We start from the raw sequence: 23,162 nt of genomic DNA, 5'->3' as shown, positions 1-23,162 counted from the left end.
TCACAACCCGTAATTGGGTTTAAAGAAATATTTTTTGTACGAACTGAGTGTGATATCCTAATCAACCGCCATCTGAATTGTGTGTTTTTAATTCAGGATGAAACGATTATTGACATCAAGCACAAATATCCATATAATCCGCGCCATCCTAACCTCCGGTCATTTTTGTGTGTAAGAATGTCTATTAAGGGCGAAGAAGGTTCATCTTTAAATTCAAAAGAACTCGTTTTCCTCTTGGCAATTGCCGGCCGTATTGACGCGCAAAGTAGACTCCTCGCGCAAAAACTCGATAAAGAACGTTATATCTATCATGCTTATGCCGTTCTGGATTCCCTAAGCTCCTCGTACAGTATGTTTAAATACTTTTTAGAAGTATTTATTGCTAAGAGTGACGCTGACTTAATCCGTAAAATACTCACCTCCCCTGAGGGCATTGCCGCAGTTGCTGCAGAGGCAATGTTTTTAGTGTCTTTTTCCTTTCTTGCTAGTGTTTTTGATGGAGAAGAAAATAATTCCGTAAAAAAATTCATCGCGGCCGCGTGGCCCTATTTTCGTGATGTAATGAAGGGCTTGAAAAATGCTTATAAAGGATGGCGAAGTACGGTACAAGTCTTAAGCATGATCAGCGGGATGGATCTAAAATATATGGTTATTCCCGTTGGTTTGGTATTGGGTGTGTTTGCTGCCGCTAATCGCTTCTGGATACGCAGTATGGTCGAGCGGCGTAAAAAGCAAATGAATGAGAATAAAGAGCTTTTACTTGAAATCCAGCAGTTGACTTCATTAGCACGATTAGAGCGTAAATCTTATTTAGATCGCATAGAATATCAGAGTGTGGATGATCGTGTTTATGCCTTTTTAGCGGTAGGAGCGGGTGGATTGCTTGATGGTCTATATCTTTATATCGGTGTGGTAAGTCTTTCAGTTCTCTCTCCGCCCCTTTTTCTCGCCATGGCCGTCATTAGTGCTTTTTACACACTAGCTTGTGTTGTTACACGAATTTATGAGGAATATGATTTCCAGTTACGATTGGAAATTACGCAAACCCGCTGTAAATTGGCGTTAACAACCAAAGAATTAGAACTCACTTATGCCAAATTTATTGAGTTAAAAGAAAATGCCAGTCGAAAGGAAATAGACCCTTTCGAATTGAAGCAGTTGAAACGGCAACTTTGTCAATTAATTCAACAGTTTGAAGAAGAACGTCAATTATTACAAAATCAAACAAATCACAGTTATCTTACTGCGGGTTTATTGGGAATGAAGTATGGTTTGTTTGCTTATGGAGTATTGACTAGTATTTTATTTACTGTCTCTACGGTATTTTTTATTACTGCAAGTGTCTTCCCTCCTGCGCTACTTGCTGCATTTATTGTTTCTGGTCTGGTGTTAATGGTCGGAATGACCGCTTATATGTTGCATGCTCATTATCAGCATATGCAGAAAGAAAAAGCGGAGCTTGAAAAAGAACATCCTTATGAACAAGTAAAAGCGATGAAAAAGGATTTAGAGCGGCAAAAAGATGCTGAACTTTTAACAGCAGATCATTTTAAAACCTCATTAAAAGATGGTCTTTGTATAAGCTCTTCGCCACAAAGCTTCTTTCAAGAACGGTGTGAGGTAGGTCGTTCTCTCGCTTCCGGTCTTTCTAAGGGATTTAATTTCTCAAATTTTATCATGACCCCTTTTCAGGAAATGGATTCAGAGGGACATTACCAAGAGACACCGGTAATGGGCCTATTAGCGATAGCTAACGCAGTCTTATTTTCATTAGTTCTAGGCCTTAGAGCTTTGGCACGTGGATTGGGGCGTCCACCTCTAGGTCAGGTTAAGGCGAAAGAAGCTGGCCAGGATGAAGTGTCGACGGATAAAAGCAAGACCCAGTCCCATAGGGGATCAAGTGACTCTTTCAAAAGGAGCGCCTCTGATTCCCTGTCGAGGAAAGGTTCAACTTCTTCTCTTTGGAATTTCTTCTTTCATAACGATACAGCCCCTCAAAATCCCCCTCCAGATCGAACAATGCCCCATTCAAAAAGTGATTCAGATTTAACGCATCACGTGATGCCTAATTCCGGCAGTACAATTGTGGGTTTAGATTAGGATCATTATACATTTTAAATTGATGATAGATTCGAAACGTACGTTTTTTTGCTTTTACTTCCGCAAGCAACTCGTTGAAACACTGAGCTAATTGCTCCAGTTGTTGATTGATGATGGTTGACTTATGCGCGCAATTTTTGCGATGTTCTTCTGTGGCATCTTCGCGTTTAGTTTGTAGGTCCATATGGTATGATTTCAAGGACAAAATAGAAAGGCGATCAATGATCATTCCTGGTGATTCAGAGTTCACTGGACATCGACTAAAGTGTTCCGGTTGCAGTTGGTTGAAAAGCCATTCATCCATCGCCTCCATACGGTTATTACGCAATTGATTGAATCGGTCAATCTCACGCTTGGCTTGATATACAAACTCATAGCCCTGATCATCACGACGAGCCCTATCTTCCGCATGCCACAGTTGATAGTTAAACGCATGATTTTCTTCAACCAGCCGATAGAATTCTTGGTGTTGATGGACTATTCCTGAGGCTTTCCAGGTGATGATGGAATTTTTGTGGAGGTTAGTAATTTCTGCGACATTAATACTATCTGGCATGTTTTATCCTGTATTTTTTATAAGGCTGCCAGTTTAACCCATACTGAATAGAGCTACAAATTAGAGCCGAAATATTTATTATAAATGGCTTCGTAGGTCCCATCATTTTCTATTTGTAATAGCACCTTATTGATTCTGTCAATTAGAGCGGCATTTTTGGGGAGTGTGATGAGTCCATAGCCATTTCCTAGAACAATAGGAGGGCCTACAGTTTGAAAATTAATAACTTTATTAATGGTAAGATACTTAAAGATATTTACATTCATGATAATTGCATCCACATCATGATTGAGTAATGCCATAATCATGAGCGAAATTTTGGGATATTCTTTGATGTTATCTTGACTCGTATAAAGTAAAAGCGTGTCGCGAAGGTGGCTTTCTTGTACCGTGCCTATTTTTTTGTTTTTAATGTCGTCAAGGGTTTTTATGTCCGGGGACATGGTTAAAAATTGACCGTTGCTGGTCATATAAGGCAAACTGTAAATGTAATCTTGCGATGGTGTTTGCGGAATGGGAGCGGGGGGAAAGGTAATGTCTATGTCACCTGAGTTCAACATATCCATCTGGTTTCTCATGGTTATAGGTTTATATTCACAGGTTTCATTAAGACGTTTGCATAGTTCATTCATAAGATCGATACAAAAGCCAAAATAATGACCGCCGCCAGCCACTGCAGAAAAAGGAGGCGCTGCTTTAGAAACACCAACGACAATGGTATCACTGTAAGCAAGTGTATTGCTCATTAATGTAATAAAAAACAGGGTATGCCGAAGCAGCTTCATGCAGTTTATCATCCTTCTTGTGCATATTTAAAATCTAGGTTGCTGAAAATTATTTGTCAAATTTTAATGAAGCCCTCTTTCGTCAACGTGCTGGAAGTATGGAATTGTTCTCCGCTTGATAGGGGTAGGGGTGAGGCTTTATTGCCAGCAATAAGTACTCCCCCTCACTCGGATTTGGAGTTAGCGCATGGAGATTCCTCCAAGCCTCGGAATGACGAGGACAGGGAGCAGGACATTTAATTATTTGGGTACTTTCTTTGCCAAACATCTATCCAAGGCATTAGCAAAAGCAGTTTTTTCTTTGATGCTTAATGCAGCAGGGCCACCGGAATAATTTCCTGTTGCACGTAATTGTTCGTGCATATCTCTTAAATTTAACCGTTGTTTGATGGAGTTTTCAGTATATTCCTCGCCACGTGGATTAATTGCTAATCCTTTTTTGGCAATAACTTCTGCTGCTAAAGGGATGTCGGCGGTAATCACCAGGTCAAATGGTTTTAAATGTTCAGTAATATACTGATCTGCACTATCAAACCCCTTAGTGACCTGCACAGCGCGGATGAACGGAGAGTTAGGATAGGTAAGAAAGGAGTTCGCCACTAAAGTGAGTGACGTTTGTGTACGGACTGCGGCACGGAATAAAATTTCCTTAATTACTTTGGGGCACGCATCGGCATCTACCCAGATATGCATATTCGTTACATTGGCAAAAGAAAAGTGGAATGATTTTAGCAAGTAAGGCTGACTAGCGACATAGGCTTATTGTATAAATATAATTTTATTCTTGTTAAACTGTTCCACAATATTGGACAAACAGGTTCAGTTTTTTATTTTGGGAGAACGTAATGAGAATCTTCGCTTTTTTGTGTTGTTCGCTATGGTCATTTTGTGTCACCGCTGAATCGACTTTCCCTAGTGGATGTCAGGCAGTTGCTGTTCAAGGTGAAACAGTGACACTAAAAGCTAAAAAAAGCAGTTTGGTCTTTATTCATAATCTCGCTTCTACAGATATATGGATTACTCATCCAGTAGCAAATCCTAGTGCCAGTGCCGGTTGGACAACGCGGTTACAAGGTGGAAATTGGTCTGCCTTAGCCTTAAATAAAGGTCCATTTGCATTAAATTGCATTGAATCCAAGCCAGGTCATGAGCAACAAGTACCTTGTGAAGGCCTCATTGCTGTCTGCAAATGGGAAAGGTGTAAAGACTCCTGCCAATGACAAAGGCAGTACGTTTTGGGCAGCAGAAGATATGTCCTTATCTGCTTTAACTGCGGCAGTGGGTACACGTGGATTTGTAATTCCTGTCGCAAAACCCCAGTAAAGCGCAGAGCCACTTATCTTGCTACTTTCAGAGATAAGTGGTAGAACTGAGCACATGATGAGTAATTTAATACGATGAACACAAAATACAAACAGGATATACAGTGAGCAAAAAAACAAAAGATCCCTTTTATAAACGGGAAAGTGAAAAATACTCCGATCCTGTTCCCAGCCGCGAATTCATTATGGACGTTCTTAATGAATACGGTAAGCCTATGTCGCGCAATCAATTATTCGATAGATTACAAATAAAAGATGAACGCAAACAAGAGTCCATGGGATTTAGACTCAAAGCAATGTTGCGCGATGGACAAATTATGCAAGACCGGCGCGGGCGATTTTGTTTAATGCAACGAATTAACCTATCGCGCGGCACCGTTCAGGGGCATCCAGATGGTTTTGGCTTTTTTATCCCTGATGACGGATCGGAAGATATGTTTTTGTCTGCTAAAGAAATGCGGGCGGTCATGCATGGAGACGTGGTCCTTGCCTATCAGGTTGGCGTCGATCGTAAAGGCAGGCCTGAGGCGAAGATCCACGAAGTGATTGAGCATGCTAATGCGACTATTGTGGGTAGGTTTTTTACAGATCATGGTGTGAGTTTCGTCTTGCCGGATAGCAAACATTTAACTCAGGATATTTCTATTCCGCAAGAACTGGTGAATGGGGCAAAAAATGATCAAATTGTTTTGGTCGAATTAATTGCCTTTCCAAGTAAACGAACCCAAGCTATAGGCAAAGTAATCCATGTCTTGGGCGAGCATATGGCTCCCGGTATGGAAATTCAAGTCGCACTTTATGCTCACGGAATTCCTTTTGAATGGCCGGAGGATGTTAGCACTGAAGTAGCGAAAATCCCACAGCATGTCACCGAAGAACAAATTAAGGATCGTACTGATTTGCGTGGGCTGCCCTTTGTGACGATTGATGGTGAAGATGCTAAAGATTTTGATGATGCAGTTTATTGTTATAAAAAGCCCAAAGGCGGTTTCCAATTATATGTCGCAATCGCTGATGTCAGCAATTATGTAATGCACGATTCGGCATTGGATAAAGAAGCAGCGCGCCGTGGTAACTCGGTTTATTTCCCTGGCAAAGTAATTCCCATGTTACCGGAAGCTTTATCCAATGGTTTATGTTCGCTAAATCCTCATGTCGACCGGCTGTGTATGGTTGCTGAAATGGCGATCAGTAGTGAAGGTAAAATATCGCGCTCTCGTTTTTATCGCGCCGTCATTCATTCACATGCTCGATTAACTTATACCCAAGTGGGCTCTTGGCTTGAGCAGGACGCTGCGGATGAACAACATGCCTCTTTATGGCCTACATTGCAGTCTCTTCATGATTTGTATCATGTTTTATTAGTTACCCGCAAACTTCGCGGCGCTATGGATTTCGAAACCACGGAAACGCGCATCGAATTTGATGAAAATAAAAAAATTCAATGTATCGTTCCAGTGATTCGCAATGATGCCCATAAATTGATTGAAGAATGTATGTTGGCCGCGAATGTTGCCACCGCACGATTTTTAGAAAAAGCTGAAATCCCTACACTTTATCGAGTGCATGCGGCGCCAGAAGAAGACAAAATTACCGCCTTAAGACAGTTTTTAGGTGAGTTGGGATTGCAACTGAGTGGTGGAAAAAAACCTGGGCCTAAAGATTTTCAGCGTACTATGAATGCCATTGAGGGTCGACCGGACAAACATCTGATTGAAACGGTAATGCTTCGTTCTCTGAAACAAGCACACTATGTTGAGGCGAATGAAGGACATTTTGGTCTGGCTTATTCTGCCTACACTCATTTTACTTCACCCATCAGACGTTATCCGGATTTGTTAATTCATCGCGCCATTGGTCATTTATTGGATAAGAAGCCAATTTATGAGTTTGATTATACCCATGAGGATATGAATCGCTTAGGTAAACATGCTTCGATGACCGAACGACGCGCTGATGAGGCGACCCGCGAAGTAGTTGCTTGGTTAAAATGTGAGTACATGCAAGATAAATTGGGGCAAGTATTCAATGGGCGAATTTCTGCAGTAACAGGTTTTGGAATTTTCGTAGAACTTGATGAAATTTATGTTGAAGGTCTGGTCCATGTGACTTCTTTAAAAAATGATTATTATACATTTGATTCTGTAAAGCATCGCCTAATTGGAACACGAGGTGGACAGGTGTATCGTTTGGGAGACAAGATGACGGTATTAGTCGCCCGTGTGGATTTGGATGAGCGTAAAATTGATTTTGAGCCAGTAGAGGAAACCACAGAGTCATGAGTGAGCAGTATGTTTATGGGGTACACGCGGTTTCTGCTTTGTTAGCCAATCCACATCGAGTGACTAAAAAACTCTATATCAGTGAAGACCGTGCGGACCTGCGCTTGCAGGACCTCATTAATAAAGCCATGCAAATGGGTGTCTGCATTGAAAAATTGAGTATGCAAAAAATGAATCAGCGCTTTGCAGACTTTACTCACCAAGGTATTGTGGCAACGGCTTCTGCGTTACCCGATTATAATGAATCTCATTTGCTTGCCTTATTGGAGTCCAGTAAACAGCCTGTTTTGATTCTTATTTTGGATGGGGTCACTGATCCACATAATTTGGGAGCATGTTTGCGTACCGCAGATGCAACCGGAGTTGATTTTGTCGTGATACCCAAAGACAAAAGTGCCAGTATTACTCCTGTGGTAAGTAAGGTTGCCTGTGGTGCAGCCGAGTCAATCCCTGTAGTCAGAGTGACTAATTTGGTCCGTAGCATGAACCTTTTAAAGGAACATGGGGTTTGGATTTATGGTGCCGCGGGTGAGGCAACCAGTTCGCTTTATCAAACAGACTGCACTGGGAATATCGCAATGGTTATGGGTGCTGAAGGCGAAGGGCTACGTCGGTTGACGCGTGAGCACTGTGACGGTTTGTTCTCTTTGCCCATGTTAGGCAGTGTATCCAGTTTGAATGTTTCTGTAGCCACTGGTGTTTCTTTATATGAAATTGTAAGGCAAAGAAAAGGGAGCGGTTCTTAATGAGCGAATTAAAAATGAAAGCGGCAAAAGCTGCATTGCAATTTATCGAAGAGGACATGGTGGTCGGTGTAGGTACTGGATCCACAGTGAATTTCTTTATTAAAGAATTGGCGACCATAAAGCATAAAATTGATGCCTGCGTATCAAGCTCTAAAGCGACAGAAGCGCTTTTAAGAAAGGAAGGTATTCCCGTTATTGATTTGAACTCAGTACAGGAGCTACCCATTTATATCGATGGTGCTGATGAAGTAACCGAGCATGGTCAAATGATCAAAGGGGGGGCGGCGCTCATACCCGTGAGAAAATTGTAGCCCAGTTGGCAGAGCAATTTATTTGTATTGTGGATGACTCAAAGCTAGTTAAGCATTTAGGACGTTTTCCTGTCGCTGTTGAAGTAATTCCTTTAGCACGGAGTATGGTTGCTCGGCAATTAGTAAAATTAGGCGGCGATCCTGAGTATAGAGAAGGATTTATAACGGATAATGGTAATATTATTCTTGATGTATTTAATTTAACAATCAATGAACCATTGGATATGGAAGATCGTATTAACCGCATCACTGGCGTTGTAGAAAATGGTATATTTGCACATCGTACGGCGGATGTTGTTTTATTGGCTTCTCAGGATGGTGTAAAGCGCGTGAAATAGTAGAGGCCTCATCCCCACGAGCATGCGAGGTTGACGAAAGTTCCCGCTGCTCGGCCCAGGCTACTTATAATAAATAGGTTTTAGGCTAATGAATGAACATAAAGTTTATGTAAATCGAATTCTAAATATGAAAAAAATCAAGTTAATTGGTCTGGATATGGACCATACCTTGATTCGTTATAACTCGGAGAATTTTGAGTCCTTGGTTTATCAGCTCGTCAAAGAACAATTGGTCGAGGTAAAACATTATCCTGAACAAATTAAAAAATTAAATTTTAATTACCATGATGCAATTCGTGGTTTAGTCATTGATAGCAAGAACGGCAACATCTTGAAATTGAGTCGTTATGGTGCCATTCGACAAAGTTATCATGGCACCAAACAGATTGATTTTGTCGAGCAACAGAACATTTATCGCAGTATCTATGTTGATTTAGGTGATCCAAATTATATGGCAATCGACACCGCTTTTTCGATCGCTTTCTGTGTTTTGTATGGCCAATTAGTTGATTTGAAAGACAGCCTATATCCTGAGCAAATTCCTAGTTATCAAACCATAGCTCAAGACGTACAATTTTGTGTGGATAAAGTACATTCGGATGGCAGTTTAAAAACAATCATTAGTAAAAATTTGCCTACTTATGTGATTAAAGAGCGTGCATTAGTCGAGGGTTTGAAACATTTTATCCATCATGGGAAAAAAATTTTTATTCTTACCAATTCCGACTATTCCTATACCAAACTCTTACTAGAATATGCGATTAACCCCTTTTTAAAAAAGGGTGAGAGTTGGATCAATTTATTTGAATTTGTCATTACATTAGCGAATAAACCCCGTTTTTTTTATGATAATCTCCGTTTTTTGTCGATTAATCCTGTGAATGGGACCATGACTAATATGAGCGGGTCTATCGTTCCAGGGGTTTATCAAGGGGGCAATGCCAAAAAATTTACTGAAGATTTGCGTGTCCGTGGCGATGAAATTCTTTATATTGGGGATCATATCTATGGTGATATTTTACGATTAAAGAAAGACTGCAATTGGCGTACTGCTTTGGTTGTTGAAGAGCTTGGAGAGGAAATTGCGGCGCAAGCAAGGGCGATGCCGGTAGAGAAAAAAATTAGCGAAGCCATGAATGTAAAGAAAGAACTAGAAAAGCAATATGTCAATCTATACACCAAAATGATTGATGAAAGTTCAAACCAATACAGCCATGAAATTCAAGAACTGCAAGCGCAAATCAGTAAAATTGATGCACAACTTACAAAATTGTTAAAGGAACAACAAACCTATTTTAATCCAAAATGGGAACGTATTTTTCGCGCGGGAGCAGAGGAAAGTTATTTTGCATACCAAGTCGATCGCTTTGCTTGTATTTATATGGAAAAACTATCGGATTTGTTGGAGCATTCTCCGGCAACTTATTTTCGTGCGAATCGACGTTTATTGGCGCATGATGTTGAGGTATAGGCTTTTGCTCTCAGCAAAAGCGTTGACTTATTGTTACGAAAAATTGACCAAGAAACCACATTTGTGGGGATAACAATGACCGTACCTATCGATGTTTCACTTGTACACAGACTGATTCAGTCACAATTCCCACAATGGTCTGCTTTATCCATTCAGCCTGTAGAATTCAGTGGCTGGGACAATAGAACCTTTCATCTTGGCAGCGACATGACAGTTCGCCTTCCAAGTGATGCATTTTATGCGCTCCAAGTAGAAAAAGAGCAGCGTTGGTTACCCTATCTTGCATCCCATTTGTCTTTGCCAATCCCAATCCCTTTAGCAAAGGGTGAACCTGCAGTGGACTATCCCTGGCCTTGGTCGATTTACCGCTGGATCAAGGGACAAACCGCCTCCATTGCGCGTATTGATGAAATGAATCGATTTGCTGCTGATTTAGCTCAATTTTTGCTGCAATTACAAGGGATTAACGCGAGTGGTGGTCCAGTAGCAGGCGAACACAGTTTTTACCGCGGAGGAGCACTGTCAACGTATGATGCCGAGACACAAGAGGCAATTAAAATTTTGCGTCACCAAGTAGATAGTGGGACTCTTTCTGCAATCTGGTCTGAGGCACTGAGTGAGGCATGGCGCTCTGCTCCTGTGTGGGTTCATGGTGATATTGCCCCAGGCAATTTATTAGTCAAAGAAGGACGTCTGTGTGCGGTAATTGATTTTGGTCAATTAGCAGTCGGTGATCCTGCATGTGACCTGGTGATTGCTTGGACCTTTTTCAAAGCTGAGAGTCGTCAAGTTTTTCGTAAAACGCTGCAACTCGATAAAGCAACATGGGCGCGTGCTCGCGGATGGGCGCTATGGAAAGCGCTTATTGTCTGTGCAAGATTACCTGGGACTAATCCAGAGGACATTGAAAAGTCATGGAAAGTAATTGACGAGTTAATTGCGGATTATAATTTACAGTAAGGTGAGGACGATTTCTATTCAGAATGAATTTTGACCCAACTTATATTATATTGAAAGTTAACATAATGATTTGCTACTCCATTATGTTTATGAAACAAATGGGTAAGACACGCTATAAGGGAATAAATAATTCATAAGGAAAAAACATGTTAACTATGAAGCAATGGAAAAAAGCTATTTTTGCGTTGTGTTTGCTTGGAACCACCTTATTTGTTTGCTCCTGTAATACCAATCATCCCCCTTTTTCAACGAATAATGAAAAAGGTTATGGTGGAGAAGGCTCCGGAGAAGGGGGTAGTGGACATGGTGGCATCGGTGGCGTTGGCGGTGGTGCGCGATAGCTCTTTATCTCTTTATTTGGAAATACAGGCACGTGCTGCATTACTTTTTCAACGATCATCAACCAATGGTTTGAAGCAAAATATTTTCCTCTGAGAGGTGATAAGTTTTTTAAATTACCACCTCTTCTACCGAAACCAACGACTGATAATCCAACATTAAAAAATAATTATTTATAAAAATAATTTCTTAATTGTTCCTTAAGGTTTGATCTTTATACTTAATCCTGAACTAACAGGGAGCCCGGATGCGATGCGTGTATTAATTATTGAAGACAATGCCTTTAATGCATTTTGTTTGTCTCGACTCTTAGAGTCAGTAATTGCATCGGTATCAATAGATGTTGTGAGTAATAGTCAAGACGCATTGTCTTGTATAGATACCCATGTGCCCGATCTCGTTATCATTGATGGTGAGTTGAATTTGATTGATGAGTTATCGACTCATGGTCCCCAACTTGCAGCCGTTATTTTGCAAAAATATCCTCATCTTCCCATAATTGCTTGGTCAGATTCGGAGTTTATGCGTAGTGCTTTCGCCAAGGTTTTTATTCAATCGAATCGTTTAGTTAACGAATACAATACCTGGACAAAAACAGTCAACCCAGAGTGCATTCAAAAACCTGGTCTTTTTATTTTGATGACGCAGTCAATGAAAAGCAACCCACATACTCTCATCATACTCGTACAAAAAGACAATCCAATTATCATCTTGATTGCATCTAACCCGATACGCAGCTCGTATTAGAGCAGCGTAAAACGATGGGTGTAATCTTTATGCCGGATGGTTATCTCATTCGACACCAGCCATGGGCTGAATTTTCTCCGATGTTGACTCCATTCTCAGCATTGAAGCTGATGATCAATCAGCAAGTGCATAAAACACACGCTATAATTAGAGTTATCTATTCTAAGGACATATTAATAAGGTCCATTTCTTGAGGAAGCTACAATGGAATATGAATGGATGCAAAACTCCCATGATAAGAAAGCACAAAAAATACTCGAGGATAAAAAAACGAGTGGGAAAAAGACTTTGGGAGCCTTTGGCCAAAAATTAAATCAGACTGAAAAACACAAGAGCAAAGAGAGTATGCGCGCGGAAAAAAGCATTCTCAATTTGGAGGCACAAACCATTAAAACAGACGAAGACACCTTTTATGCAAAAAGTATTTTGCAAAATATACTGGAAAGTTCCATAGATTATTCGATTGTTGCTACCGATTTAAATGGAAAAATAATCGTATGGAATGAAGGAGCTTACCGCAATTATGGTTACCATGCTTCGGAAATGGTAAATAAAAAAAATCTACTTTTCTTACATATCCCGAAGACATTGAATCGGGAGCAGTTCAAGAGTTTATACAAAAAGCTTTGCAGGAAGGGAAAACTGAAGGAGTGTTTGAACGGGTTCGCAAAGATGGGTCACATTTTCTTGCTTCGGTTACCTTAAGCTTACGTCGAGACGATTCAGGTAAGCCTATTGGTTTTCTTTTAATTTCCAAAGACGTTACAGAAGCGAAGCGAGTTGAAAATCAATTGATTAAGACCAATGAAGAATTGGAACAATTTGCTTATATTACCTCACATGATTTAAAGGCACCTTTGCGTGCAATCGAACGATTAGCCACTTGGATTGAAGAGGATAATGCCGACAAGATTGATGAGAAATCAAAAGAAAACTTGTCATTATTACGTAAACGTACTTTGCGTTTGTCCAATTTAATTGATGGCATATTACAATATTCGCGTGCTGGTCGGGTCGATTTGAATGTTGAACTTGTCGATACTAAAATAATTTTGAAAGACATTATCGAAGGCCTTAATCCTGAGGGCCAATTTGAGTTTATATACCCTAAACAATTACCCGTTTTTCAAACAGCGAAGATTCCATTGATTCAGGTGTTGTCCAATTTGATAAATAATAGCATCAAACATCACCATCGAAAAAAGGGCACAATTACAATCGAGGTCGATTCATGGGAGTCATTTTATCAGTTTACGATCGAAGATGATGGCCCAGGCATTGAGCCTGAATTTTTTGATAAAATTTTTATCGTTTTTCAAACACTTAAATCAAGAGATGAATTGGAGTCCACCGGTGTTGGCTTGAGTATTGTGAAAAAAATTGTTGAATCTCAGGGAGGCAAAGTGATGGTGGAATCTCAAGTAGGCCATGGAACGGCGATCTCATTTACTTGGCCTAAGCAAATCAGGAAAAAAAATAGTGATTAGTCCTTGCTCTTATCTTTAGGAAATTCAAGCAGATTCCAATAATGATGTAATGATGAAATTATTTCCATAAATTGTGACACCTGAAAAGGTTTTACAATATAGCCAGCCACATTTAAGTTGTATGCCTCCATTTTATCTTTCTCACTATTTGATGTAGTAAAAATAAAAATCAGCAGTGATTTTAATTGTTTATTGGCACGGATATTTTTCATAAATTCTATGCCATTCATTTTAGGCATATTGATGTCCAGGATAATAATTTGGGGGGTGGGCATAATCTTTTTCTCGCCATTTAGCCCCAATAATTTGTTTAATGCTTCTAATCCGTTAGTTGCAATATGAAGGGGATTATCAATATTATTTTTTTTAAAGGTTCTTTGCACGTCTTTGATATCAATTACATCATCGTCAATGAGCATGAAATGAATTGATTTATCTAATTGATACATAATTTTATCCTTATTTACATGTATATAAATTATAGGCAATTAATTTAATTTTTTTCAAAATTGATAAATTTTTAGTACTATAATTAAAATAAGCCTTATAGAGGCATTGGCGCTAAATTTTTTTAGCCAAAATAGTTCCTGATTTCCGCAAACTTTTAAATATCATTTAAAGTACAGGAATGCGCGGGTGGAGAATTGTTATGGAAACTCACAAAAACGCCGTTGATATTCTGTATATCGAGGATGATGTCGTAGATGTCGAGGGTGTAAAGCGCATATTTAAAAAAGTTAAAGAATCTTGTGCGATTGAAGTGGCTTCCAATGGTGAAGAAGCACTTAACAAATTATTGGGACTTTATGGACAAGAAAAAATCCATCCCAAGGTGATACTTCTTGATATTAATGTACCCAAAGTAAACGGTATCGATTTGCTAAAAATTATTCGAAAGGATCCCTCATTAGCATTTACAGAAGTTTTTATTTTGACAAATGCGTATACTAAGGAAGATAAGCTAGCAATTAAAGATTTAAATGTGAGAGGGCAAATTATTAAACCTTTGGAATATGGTGATGCGTTGAATATATATTGGGCAACGCACCATACATAAAAAAGTCACTTAATCTTCATTTTTTTCTTTTGGTATCAAATACAATCGCATTATTCGCCAGGATAATATCAATGCACTTCATCAATTTTATTTGTTTTATAAATTTCAATTACATTACTTGCTAATTGACGGGCAGAGTAACCAGTCCAGCGGGATCCTGCTACATACAACAAACCTTGTTCAGTATGATAAACCCCGACTCCAATTGCTGCAATAATTGGTGCAACACCCAGTTTAATTTCACATTTTTCCGGGGATTCGATACAAAGAGAATTCATTGTGGCTTGAGAAATACTGATTGAAGTGCCTGGAGCAATAGAACAACTATCGGTGTCCAGGCAATCGTAGTTAAAAACGCGTGCTTCGGCTATCTGGTCACTCGAATTAATAATCATTAGATCTTGAGCTGCTTGGGCGCTCCATCCAAGAGAAAAACAAAGAATAGCAAAAGTGGCTTGTAGTATCTTATGAAACATCTTCTTAGTCCTTTTAAGTGTTTCAAAAAGAATAATAGAAGAGCACGCGGAATACAATTCTAATTCACCTTATATTCCGCCAAAATTTTTAATGGGCGGCATCCCAATTAGTCCCTGTACCAATAGAGACTACAAGAGGAACGGACAGTGTCACCGCATGTTCCATCAATTCGCGAACTCTTTTTTGGCAGGGCTCTACCTCTTCTTTATTGACTTCAAAAACCAATTCATCATGGACTTGCATAATCATTTTGGCAGATGGATTTTTTTGCTCATTTTGCCATTTAGCTATGGATATCATGGCTTTTTTAATAATGTCTGCTGCAGTACCTTGCATCGGCGCATTAATTGCAGTTCGTTCAGCTGCTTTTTGGCGTACCATATTGCGTGTATTAATTTCAGGTAGGTACAAACGTCTGCCGAATAAGGTCTCTACATAACCGAGCTGATGAGCCTGTTGACGGGTTCGGTTCATGTATTCTAAAACTTTGGGATAACGCTGGAAATAAGTATCGATGTAATATTGCGCATCCTGCCGTTCCACCCCAATTTGTTTTGCCAGGCCAAAGGCAGACATTCCATAAATCAAGCCAAAATTGACTGCTTTTGCTCTGCGACGTTGTTCACTGCTCACTTCTTCTAAGGGCGTTTGAAAAATTTCGCTGGCTGTTGCTGCATGAATATCCCAACCTTGGGCAAAGGCTTTTAGTAAATTTTCATCCTGCGATAAATGAGCCATGATTCGCAACTCGATTTGAGAATAATCTGCTGCCAGGATAAGGCAATTATCGGGAGCGATAAATGCGGTACGAATCAGACGCCCCTCTTCACTTCGTATTGGAATATTTTGCAAGTTGGGTTCACTTGAGGAAAGTCTACCTGTAGCAGTAACCGCCTGGTTATAGGATGTGTGCACTCTATGAGTTTGTGGATTAATTTTTTTAGGCAACGTGTCAATGTAGGTAGAAACCAGCTTAGTAAGACTGCGGTATTCAAGGATTACCGCAGCAAGACGATAATCATAAGCCAGCTCTTGTAATACAGACTCTGCTGTGGAAGGTTGTCCAGTTGGTGTTTTTGCGATTACAGGCAGTTTATGGGACTCAAAGAGAATTTCTTGTAATTGTTTGGGAGAGTTCAAATTAAAAGGTTTGCCTGCCAGTTGTAATGCTTCTTGTTCTAAGGCATAGATCCGCTCTTTCAAACGGTTCCCATGTTGCTCCAAGGTCACGGAGTCTATGAGCACTCCCAATCGTTCCATATCGGCAAGTACCGTGACTAATGGCATTTCGATGTCATTGAATACACTTTGCACTGATTCCGGGATCAACGGAAAGAGTTTATTGTGCAACTGCAAGGTTATTTCTGCATCTTCTGCTGCGTAAGCTGCTGCTTTTTCCACTGGAATTTGATCAAAACGTAATTGTTTTGCTCCTTTACCAGCAACTTCTTCATAACTTATTGCTTTATGCCCTAGATATTTTAAGGCTAATGAATCCATATCATGACGCCCGGCACCGCTGTTGAGTACGTAAGACTCTAACATCGTGTCGTAACGTATGCCTTTTAAAGTAATGCCATGATTTTTCAACACCGCATAATCGTATTTGAGGTTCTGACCAATTTTTTTTATTTGCGGATTTTCTAAAACAGGTTTTAAAGCGGTTAATACTTCTTCACGAATTAATTGAACTGTTCCATCTGTATGAGTAAACGGGATATAAACCGCTTTTCCCTCCTCAATCGCTAAAGAAATGCCAACGATCTCGGCCAACATAATGTCAATGCTGGTTGTTTCGGTATCGATACAAAATGCTTGGCATTGTTCCAGTTGATTGAGCAAATGATCGAGTTGCTGGTTCGTTGTGATGATGTCAAAGGGTATACTGGAGATACCTGGTTTGTTCGAGGAGAAATTGCCCTCTTCACCAAGGAGTTCTTTTAGCCAGTTTTTGAATTCAAATAGGCGCGTTAATTCAATAAGCTGCTCTTTATTCACTGGATTAGGTTTTAATTCACCCCAAGTTAGAGGTAGCTCAACATCGGTTTTGATCGTGACTAACTTTTTGGATAAGGGGAGTTGTGGAATACTTGCTCGTAAATTCTCGCCAATTTTACCGCCAATTGCGTCTGCGTTTTGAATTAGGTTATCCAGATTTTGATATTCAGTAAGCCATTTGACAGCTGTTTTGGGCCCACATTTGCTAACTCCAGGAATATTATCGACGGTATCGCCAATTAGAGTAAGATAATCAATTACTTGTTCTGGTTTAATGCCAAATTTGGTTTGGACTCCTTCAATATCCATGGTGGTGTTGCTCATCGTATTGATTAGCGTAATATGTTCATTAACCAGCTGGGCCATATCTTTATCCCCAGTAGAAATGACAACTGGGATTCCTTGTTCTGTGGCTTGTTTTGCTAAGGTTCCTATCACATCATCTGCTTCAACGCCATCGATAATCAGTATGGGAAGCCCCATGGCTTCCAATAACTGGATTAAGGGTGCAAATTGGATGCTTAAGTCATGAGGCATGGGCGGCCTATGAGCCTTATATTCTGGATACCATTCATCCCTGAATGTTTTCCCCTTGGCATCAAAGACTACGGCTAATTCTTCCGGCTGATAATCTTTAATGAGCTTTTTAATCATATTGGCTACCCCATAGATGGCCCCTGTGGGTTGCCCTTTTGAGTTAGTCAAAGGCGGTAGTGCATGAAATGCACGAAAAAAATAGGATGAGCCATCAATGAGAATCAAGGGTGATGTCATGGTTACTCTGCCTCTTCTTTGGCAAGTTGTTTCTTCAATAATTCAATTTGTTCCGAAAGCGCTTTAATATTTTTGCGCATCAAGGGAATGCGATTAACCCCCAACTCATGTTGAATGGCCAGATCTTTGGGACGAGCGGGATTTCCTAAATAAATATTCCCTTCTTTCAGGTGTTTGTTCGGAGGTACTCCTGTACGAGCCCCTAAAATTACCCCATCATCAATGCGTACATGATCACTCACACCAACATTGGCAGCAAAAATTACATGATTTCCTGAAGTGGTGCTTCCGGCGATACCGGTAAAACCACAAAGGATATTGTGTTTACCTAATTTAACAGAATGTGCTACTTGGACCAGATTATCAATTTTAGTCCCTTCACCAATAACCGTTGCCCCATTGTGGCGCGATCAATTGCGGTATTTGCACCTATCTCTACATCATCCTCAATAATGACCCGTCCAACATGTGGAACTTTGAGATGTTTGCCATCAACAAAGGTATAACCAAACCCATCAGAGCCTATAACCGTAGAGGCATGAATAATGACTCCGGAGCCAATTTGACATTTATCGTATACGGTGACATGGGAGTGTATGGTGGTATTATTTCCTACAGTCACTTCACGGCCAATATGAATGTGACTTTTTAAAATACTGTGATCACCGATAATGCTGCCTGCTTCAATCACTACATAAGGGCCTATAAAGACCTCATTTCCCAATTGCACTCCTTCGCCAATGACTGCAGTAGGATGGATGCCAGGAATCGTTTTTTGAGGCGGATTAAAATGATGCATCAAAGAAATGAAGGCTTTAAATGGATGCTTTACCTGTATTAATGGTTTTTTTGAAACAGAAATCTGTTCGTTGACTAATATGGCAGCTGCTGGAGAGGCTTCTGCTAATTTCACATTTTCATTACTATCAGCAAACACAATGCTTCCGGGGCTAATTTCATCAATAGGTGATAAGACAGAAACTTTTATTGAGTCATCACCAATGACTACCCCTTGTACTTTGTTTGCTATATCACGTAGTGAATAACTCATCTGTTGGCCTTTTTTTATAAAATAGCTGATTATATACTCAAGAAACCTCCATTGCTATGTTTTAGGCTGCTTCATTTTTGCGGATGAAAATCTGCATAAAAGAAAGAATGCAGGCCATTTAACTGATAAATAGTTAAACCCCTTGTTAACCGTTTTTGATTTATTCGCCCAGGATTTCAACAAGGTATAATTGTAGAAAAAAATTTAGCTCTTGTTCTCTTTGTTCTAATGATAAACATCAACTGGAGAGCGTTAATGCTTCTTCTTCAAGACGTAATGATTCCATTTTTAATGTGACCGCTTGCACGAATAACTCTTCTATATTTTGACCTGTTTTTGCGCTTGCGGTCATATAACATAAATGATTAGCCTTAACAAAGCTGTTCAATATTTTAATGTCTAATTCTTGATCAGCTACTGCATCACTTCTTAACCCGACTAGAATAATTTTTCCCAAGCTATTTCTATCTAAATGACGATTAATTTCTTCCAGCCATTTTACAGCACCATCAAAGGTTACTTTTTGGGTTAGATCAAAACCTATAATCGCAATGTCTGCTTCTTTAAAATAAAGCCTGCATAAATTGCCATAACGTGCTGCGCCGGATATATCCCATATGTGAAGATTTACTGTGTTTCCATTGACTTCAAACAATTTATGATAAAAATTTGCGCCCATTGAAGCTCTCACACAGGTAGGGTATTTTCCCGAAGTCAGTGTTTGTAATAGCGAGGTTTTGCCGCAAACGTCCCCGACAAAAATCACCTTAAACGATGGGAGTATCTCCTGCTCCTTGAGTTCTTGCAGTTCAATGTTTGTACCAAAAAAGCCAAATTTTGTTTTCATTTTTATAGCTCCCTGGGAATTTATGTAATCATACTGATAAAAATGTCACATATAATCAAGTCATTAACAAATGAAAAGAGAAAGACTGCCTAAAGGTTTTAAAGAGGCAATAATAGTCTAACTCTTCTAATTCAATAGCCACTGCACCTGTGTTCACGCTACAATTCTCGCAGAGGAGGTATAGAAAAGTAGATCCAAATACTGTATAAAATTACCCTGAATAATCAGGATTTCATGATGAAAAATCAAAAGGATATGTAATGTTTAAAAAAATAATAGTGTCAGGGTTTTTTGCATTCCTTTCAATCAATGCCTTTGCTACTGAAGACCTCTATGCCCCTGTTTTACCCCAGGTGTGGTCGTCTATTATTATTGCAAGCGGTGGGCCAGCTTGGTCTAATCCGGGGAAAGATCAATATCTTTATCCTTTCCCGCCACCCGAATACAACCGTTATCTTGCCGATTCGAGATCGGATTGGTTAGGCACTGGTGAACTCTTTTTTGGATTGCAACATTTTATCGGTGCGAGCAATGTCATTGCTCAATTTGGTCTTGGAGTTGCAGCAGCCAGTGATGCTTCTCTTTCGGGTACAGTTACAGTGAATGGAGTTCCCGATGTTTATACCTATCAGTATAAAGTAAGTCATTTCCGAGCAGAGTTTAAAGGCAAGCTCATCGGTAACGGTTTTCAAACGCTACAGCCTTATCTTAGTGGTAGTTTTGGTGTAGGTTGGAATCATGCTCATGACTGGCAGCCTACAACAATCGACCCTATTCTTTATCCAACGTATTGGTTTACTACCTCCAGTATAGTCGCCTTTTCTTACACTCTTGGCGCGGGTGTCCAAAAAATGTTAACTCAAAATTGGCAAGTAGGTGCGGGAGTGGAATTTGCCGATTGGGGTAAAAATTATTTGGGGGGCGATGGAGCAACTTTGAACCAAGGTCCAGGCATGCCTCATTTATATACTACTGCCTTAATGTTCAGCATAGGCTATATGTATTAATCAGCCTATTGCTTTTGCACCAGAGATTATCCAAAGATGTAGGTTGGGCCAGGGACCAACCTACATCGCTACAATCCATCAATGAGTAAAAGTTAGCTTAAATACCGTGTCGGAAAGCAGCCAGATTTGTTCTTCATTTGATGTATCTCCGGAGAATTAACGCCATATTAGCCCCTCCAAAGGCGAAATGATTGGATAGGACGATATCAATAGCCTTTTTACGTGCTTCATTAGCTACATAATCCAAATCACAATCAGGGTCGGGAGTTTCTAAGTTAATCGTAGGCAGCAACAAATCATGTTGCAGACTAAGTGATGTGGAAATGACTTCCATGACTCCAGAAGCTCCGATCGCATGTCCAATCATTGACTTTTGTGCCGTGATTGGAATCTCATAGGCTCGTTCACCGAATAGTGATTTAATCGTTTGCGTTTCAACTCGATCATTTAATGGAGTACCAGTACCATGAGCTTTCAGATACTGAATATCGCGAGGTGATAATTTTGCATCATCTAATGCCTCTTGAATCGCACGTTGTTGCCCTTCCGAAGAGGGTGCGGTAATATGAAAGGCATCACAGCTGGAGCCAAAACCAATTATTTCTGCAAAAATAGTAGCTCCACGTGCTCTGGCTTGATTTAATTCTTCAAGAATTAAAACGCCAGCTCCTTCAGCCATTACCATCCCTTCTCGATGCAAATCAAAAGGGCGGCAGGCTTTTGTTGGATTTTCATTGTTAGTAGACAATACCTTTAATTTGCACCAGGCAGACATCATTGATTCCCAAAGTGGTGCTTCAGTACCGCCACAAATCGCCGTGGAAATCCTCCCATGAGCAATTTGATGGTAGGCGGCGCCTATGGCATCAGCTGATGAAATACAGGCATTGGAAATGGTTGAATTAGGACCTCCAAGACCAAAGGCAATGGCAACAAAATTCGCAATAGAGTTGGCCATGCCTCGGATCACCGTCAGGGGTTGCATTTTTTTCCAATTATCAGCGAAGAAAAATTGATAACTTGCTTCTGATTCGGGATAGCCCCCCATGCCAGTACCCATGAAAGTTCCTGCTTTACTGAGCTCATGGGCAGTAAGTCCAGACTGTTCTATGGCATTATGTGTGCAATAAAGAGCGAATTGGGCAACTCGTGGATAACGCTTGTTTTTATTCAGTTCGGGTAGATGCTCTAGGGAAAAATCAGTAATTTCACCAGCTATTTGAGTGGGATATGAAGAAGGATCATAACCTTGGATGCGTTTTATTCCGCATTGTCCCTGTTTTGCAGCCTCCCAAAATTTACTTAAGCCTGTTCCTATGGAGGAGGTTATTTCCATACCGGTTATGACAACCCTTTTTTTCATCAATGATCCTTTTAATTTTAATCGATGACGCTTTTTATGTACGTTGAAAGAGCGACTTCTATGTGAAAAGCTGATCGGACAATACTAAAGGTGGGGTTTAAATTCTGTCAAGCTCTACGATGAGGTTTTATTTTACAGAAAAATGTTTGCCCAGATACATAAAGCTTCTGGGGAACCATGATGTACATTAATGGCGCTGTTTTGGCTTAACTAATTTTTGCAAGGTGTAGAGATCGATTTCCCAGTATTCACAGGAGTTTTGTGTGAGAAAACCGAGTCGGGTATAGAGATTTAAGGCTTTTTGATTGTGCGTTTCTACATCGAGATTGAGTTCCGGCTTGCCTTCGCTCAAAGCATAATTAATGCAGTGGGAAATCAATGCTGTGCCTAAACCCTTTCCTTGGCGAACGGGCAAAACTGCAATATCAGAAAGGGTAGCGCCATGTTTTTGCCAGCGTATATGTGCCTTACCTATAAGATGGTTGTCTTCAAAGGCCAATATTATTTGATAGGTTCTATCACTTAATATGTGTTCAAAACGAGGAATTAATTCGGATTGAGTTTTAAAAAAACATGCCTCATCCAGAACACAGAGTAAAGGAATATCCTGCTCTGTTGCAGTGCGATAGGTCAGATTTTTCTTATAATCCAGTAAGGGATTTAAATCATGTCGCTCCATGTAATATTCGCTATGCATATAAACGAATCCGAGATCCGCAATCCATTGCTCATTCAAATGCGAGGGACTAGAAAAAACCAATTTAAAAAAGCCATGTTCTTTCACCAAAGGCAAAATGGTGTGAAGCATTTCTTTAGCAATGCCTTTACGTCGATAGTCTGGATGAACAAGCAGTGAGATTTCAACCGCATCCTCATAAAAGAAAAAAACACTTAAGAATCCAACTAAATGGTGTTTGTCATAATGCAGTAAAATCGTAGGTAAATTACGTTTTTGAGTGAGCAAATGCGTATATAAATTAGGGACGCTGCCATCCTTTTTTTTACAGACGTTCTTTAATTGTTCTAGATCATTGAGTTGATCTTCATTGAGTTGATTTGTATTACTAAGCATAATTTAATAAATAGAACTTGTTTTTCTAAAGAATAGCTTGTTTTGTCTTAATTTGCTCTCATTAAAATTGAA

At 39.9% G+C, this 23,162-nt stretch carries 19 protein-coding genes and 4 pseudogenes; 13 read left to right on the top strand and 10 right to left on the bottom strand.

What is annotated here, in order from left to right:
• Window positions 1-177: 177 nt before the first annotated feature.
• Window positions 178-2,100 (top strand): hypothetical protein, encoded by a 1,923-nt coding sequence (locus EL022_RS02745; RefSeq protein ID WP_028381527.1) that lies wholly within the window; start codon window positions 178-180, stop codon window positions 2,098-2,100.
• On the opposite strand, the gene EL022_RS02740 is transcribed toward EL022_RS02745, so the two are convergent.
• From EL022_RS02740 to EL022_RS02730, 3 genes are all read right to left on the bottom strand, one after another.
• On the bottom strand, window positions 2,066-2,656 hold the full coding sequence (locus EL022_RS02740; protein WP_028381528.1) for a DUF4254 domain-containing protein: 591 nt from the start codon (window positions 2,654-2,656) through the stop codon (window positions 2,066-2,068). The two genes, EL022_RS02745 and EL022_RS02740, sit on opposite strands and share 35 nt — an antisense overlap.
• Before the next feature lie 53 nt (window positions 2,657-2,709).
• Window positions 2,710-3,441: a transporter substrate-binding domain-containing protein gene (locus EL022_RS02735; protein WP_028381529.1), complete on the bottom strand. Its 732-nt coding sequence runs from the start codon at window positions 3,439-3,441 to the stop codon at window positions 2,710-2,712.
• Window positions 3,442-3,681: 240 nt separating this feature from the next.
• Window positions 3,682-4,134, bottom strand: a complete 453-nt coding sequence (locus tag EL022_RS02730; protein WP_028381530.1) for a YaiI/YqxD family protein — start codon at window positions 4,132-4,134, stop codon at window positions 3,682-3,684.
• A 152-nt stretch (window positions 4,135-4,286) separates the two neighbouring features.
• Here EL022_RS02730 and EL022_RS02725 point away from each other — a divergent pair.
• From EL022_RS02725 to EL022_RS16755, 10 genes and pseudogenes are all read left to right on the top strand, one after another.
• Window positions 4,287-4,764, top strand: a pseudogene (locus EL022_RS02725) (hypothetical protein).
• Between the two features lie 103 nt (window positions 4,765-4,867).
• The gene (rnr, locus tag EL022_RS02720) at window positions 4,868-7,045 is read left to right on the top strand and encodes a ribonuclease R (protein ID WP_028381532.1); all 2,178 of its coding nucleotides are present in this window, start codon (window positions 4,868-4,870) and stop codon (window positions 7,043-7,045) included.
• The gene (gene rlmB / locus EL022_RS02715; protein ID WP_028381533.1) at window positions 7,042-7,791 is read left to right on the top strand and encodes a 23S rRNA (guanosine(2251)-2'-O)-methyltransferase RlmB; all 750 of its coding nucleotides are present in this window, start codon (window positions 7,042-7,044) and stop codon (window positions 7,789-7,791) included. The genes rnr and rlmB overlap by 4 nt, the downstream gene beginning before the upstream one ends.
• Window positions 7,791-8,440, top strand: a pseudogene (gene rpiA / locus EL022_RS02710) (ribose-5-phosphate isomerase RpiA). The gene rlmB and the pseudogene rpiA overlap by 1 nt, the downstream one beginning before the upstream one ends.
• Before the next feature lie 88 nt (window positions 8,441-8,528).
• Window positions 8,529-9,911, top strand: coding sequence for an HAD-IG family 5'-nucleotidase (locus tag EL022_RS02705; RefSeq protein WP_028381535.1), 1,383 nt, complete (start codon window positions 8,529-8,531; stop codon window positions 9,909-9,911).
• Between the two features lie 75 nt (window positions 9,912-9,986).
• Window positions 9,987-10,871 carry an aminoglycoside phosphotransferase family protein gene (locus tag EL022_RS02700; RefSeq protein WP_028381536.1) on the top strand — a complete coding sequence of 295 codons (885 nt, stop codon included), beginning with the start codon at window positions 9,987-9,989 and terminating at the stop codon, window positions 10,869-10,871.
• 146 nt (window positions 10,872-11,017) lie between these two features.
• The gene (locus EL022_RS02695; RefSeq protein ID WP_028381537.1) at window positions 11,018-11,212 is read left to right on the top strand and encodes a hypothetical protein; all 195 of its coding nucleotides are present in this window, start codon (window positions 11,018-11,020) and stop codon (window positions 11,210-11,212) included.
• A 250-nt stretch (window positions 11,213-11,462) separates the two neighbouring features.
• Window positions 11,463-11,957, top strand: coding sequence for a response regulator (locus EL022_RS02690; protein WP_277873311.1), 495 nt, complete (start codon window positions 11,463-11,465; stop codon window positions 11,955-11,957).
• 204 nt (window positions 11,958-12,161) lie between these two features.
• Window positions 12,162-12,904 (top strand): annotated as a pseudogene (locus EL022_RS16245) (PAS domain-containing protein); the annotation flags it as partial.
• Window positions 12,905-13,111: 207 nt separating this feature from the next.
• Entirely contained in the window at window positions 13,112-13,444 is a 333-nt protein-coding gene (locus EL022_RS16755) for a sensor histidine kinase (RefSeq protein ID WP_422386205.1), read from the top strand.
• On the opposite strand, the gene EL022_RS02680 is transcribed toward EL022_RS16755, so the two are convergent.
• Window positions 13,441-13,893, bottom strand: coding sequence for a response regulator (locus tag EL022_RS02680; RefSeq protein WP_028381540.1), 453 nt, complete (start codon window positions 13,891-13,893; stop codon window positions 13,441-13,443). The genes EL022_RS16755 and EL022_RS02680 overlap by 4 nt on opposite strands.
• A gap of 200 nt (window positions 13,894-14,093) precedes the next feature.
• On the opposite strand from EL022_RS02680, the gene EL022_RS02675 reads away from it, so the two are divergent.
• On the top strand, window positions 14,094-14,501 hold the full coding sequence (locus EL022_RS02675; RefSeq protein ID WP_028381541.1) for a response regulator: 408 nt from the start codon (window positions 14,094-14,096) through the stop codon (window positions 14,499-14,501).
• Window positions 14,502-14,569: 68 nt separating this feature from the next.
• On the opposite strand, the gene EL022_RS02670 is transcribed toward EL022_RS02675, so the two are convergent.
• From EL022_RS02670 to EL022_RS02655, 4 genes and pseudogenes are all read right to left on the bottom strand, one after another.
• Complete coding sequence (locus EL022_RS02670) at window positions 14,570-14,977, bottom strand: hypothetical protein (protein WP_028381542.1); 408 nt, start codon at window positions 14,975-14,977, stop codon at window positions 14,570-14,572.
• Window positions 14,978-15,065: 88 nt separating this feature from the next.
• Window positions 15,066-17,750 carry a DNA polymerase I gene (polA, locus tag EL022_RS02665; protein ID WP_028381543.1) on the bottom strand — a complete coding sequence of 895 codons (2,685 nt, stop codon included), beginning with the start codon at window positions 17,748-17,750 and terminating at the stop codon, window positions 15,066-15,068.
• Window positions 17,751-17,752: 2 nt separating this feature from the next.
• A pseudogene (gene lpxD / locus EL022_RS02660) lies at window positions 17,753-18,801 on the bottom strand (UDP-3-O-(3-hydroxymyristoyl)glucosamine N-acyltransferase).
• 238 nt (window positions 18,802-19,039) lie between these two features.
• A complete protein-coding gene (locus EL022_RS02655; protein WP_028381545.1) occupies window positions 19,040-19,648 on the bottom strand; it encodes a Rab family GTPase in 609 nt (202 codons plus the stop codon).
• Between the two features lie 260 nt (window positions 19,649-19,908).
• On the opposite strand from EL022_RS02655, the gene EL022_RS02650 reads away from it, so the two are divergent.
• On the top strand, window positions 19,909-20,655 hold the full coding sequence (locus EL022_RS02650; protein WP_028381546.1) for a hypothetical protein: 747 nt from the start codon (window positions 19,909-19,911) through the stop codon (window positions 20,653-20,655).
• Between the two features lie 133 nt (window positions 20,656-20,788).
• Here EL022_RS02650 and EL022_RS02645 read toward each other — a convergent pair whose 3' ends face one another.
• On the bottom strand, window positions 20,789-22,018 hold the full coding sequence (locus EL022_RS02645) for a beta-ketoacyl-[acyl-carrier-protein] synthase family protein (RefSeq protein WP_028381547.1): 1,230 nt from the start codon (window positions 22,016-22,018) through the stop codon (window positions 20,789-20,791).
• A gap of 187 nt (window positions 22,019-22,205) precedes the next feature.
• On the bottom strand, window positions 22,206-23,090 hold the full coding sequence (locus EL022_RS02640; protein ID WP_028381548.1) for a GNAT family N-acetyltransferase: 885 nt from the start codon (window positions 23,088-23,090) through the stop codon (window positions 22,206-22,208).
• Window positions 23,091-23,162 lie beyond the last annotated feature (72 nt).

Source organism: Legionella cherrii, from assembly GCF_900635815.1.
Lineage (GTDB): Bacteria > Pseudomonadota > Gammaproteobacteria > Legionellales > Legionellaceae > Legionella > Legionella cherrii.
Note: the sequence above shows the minus strand (reverse complement) of the source record. Positions and strands in the feature narration are given on the sequence as shown.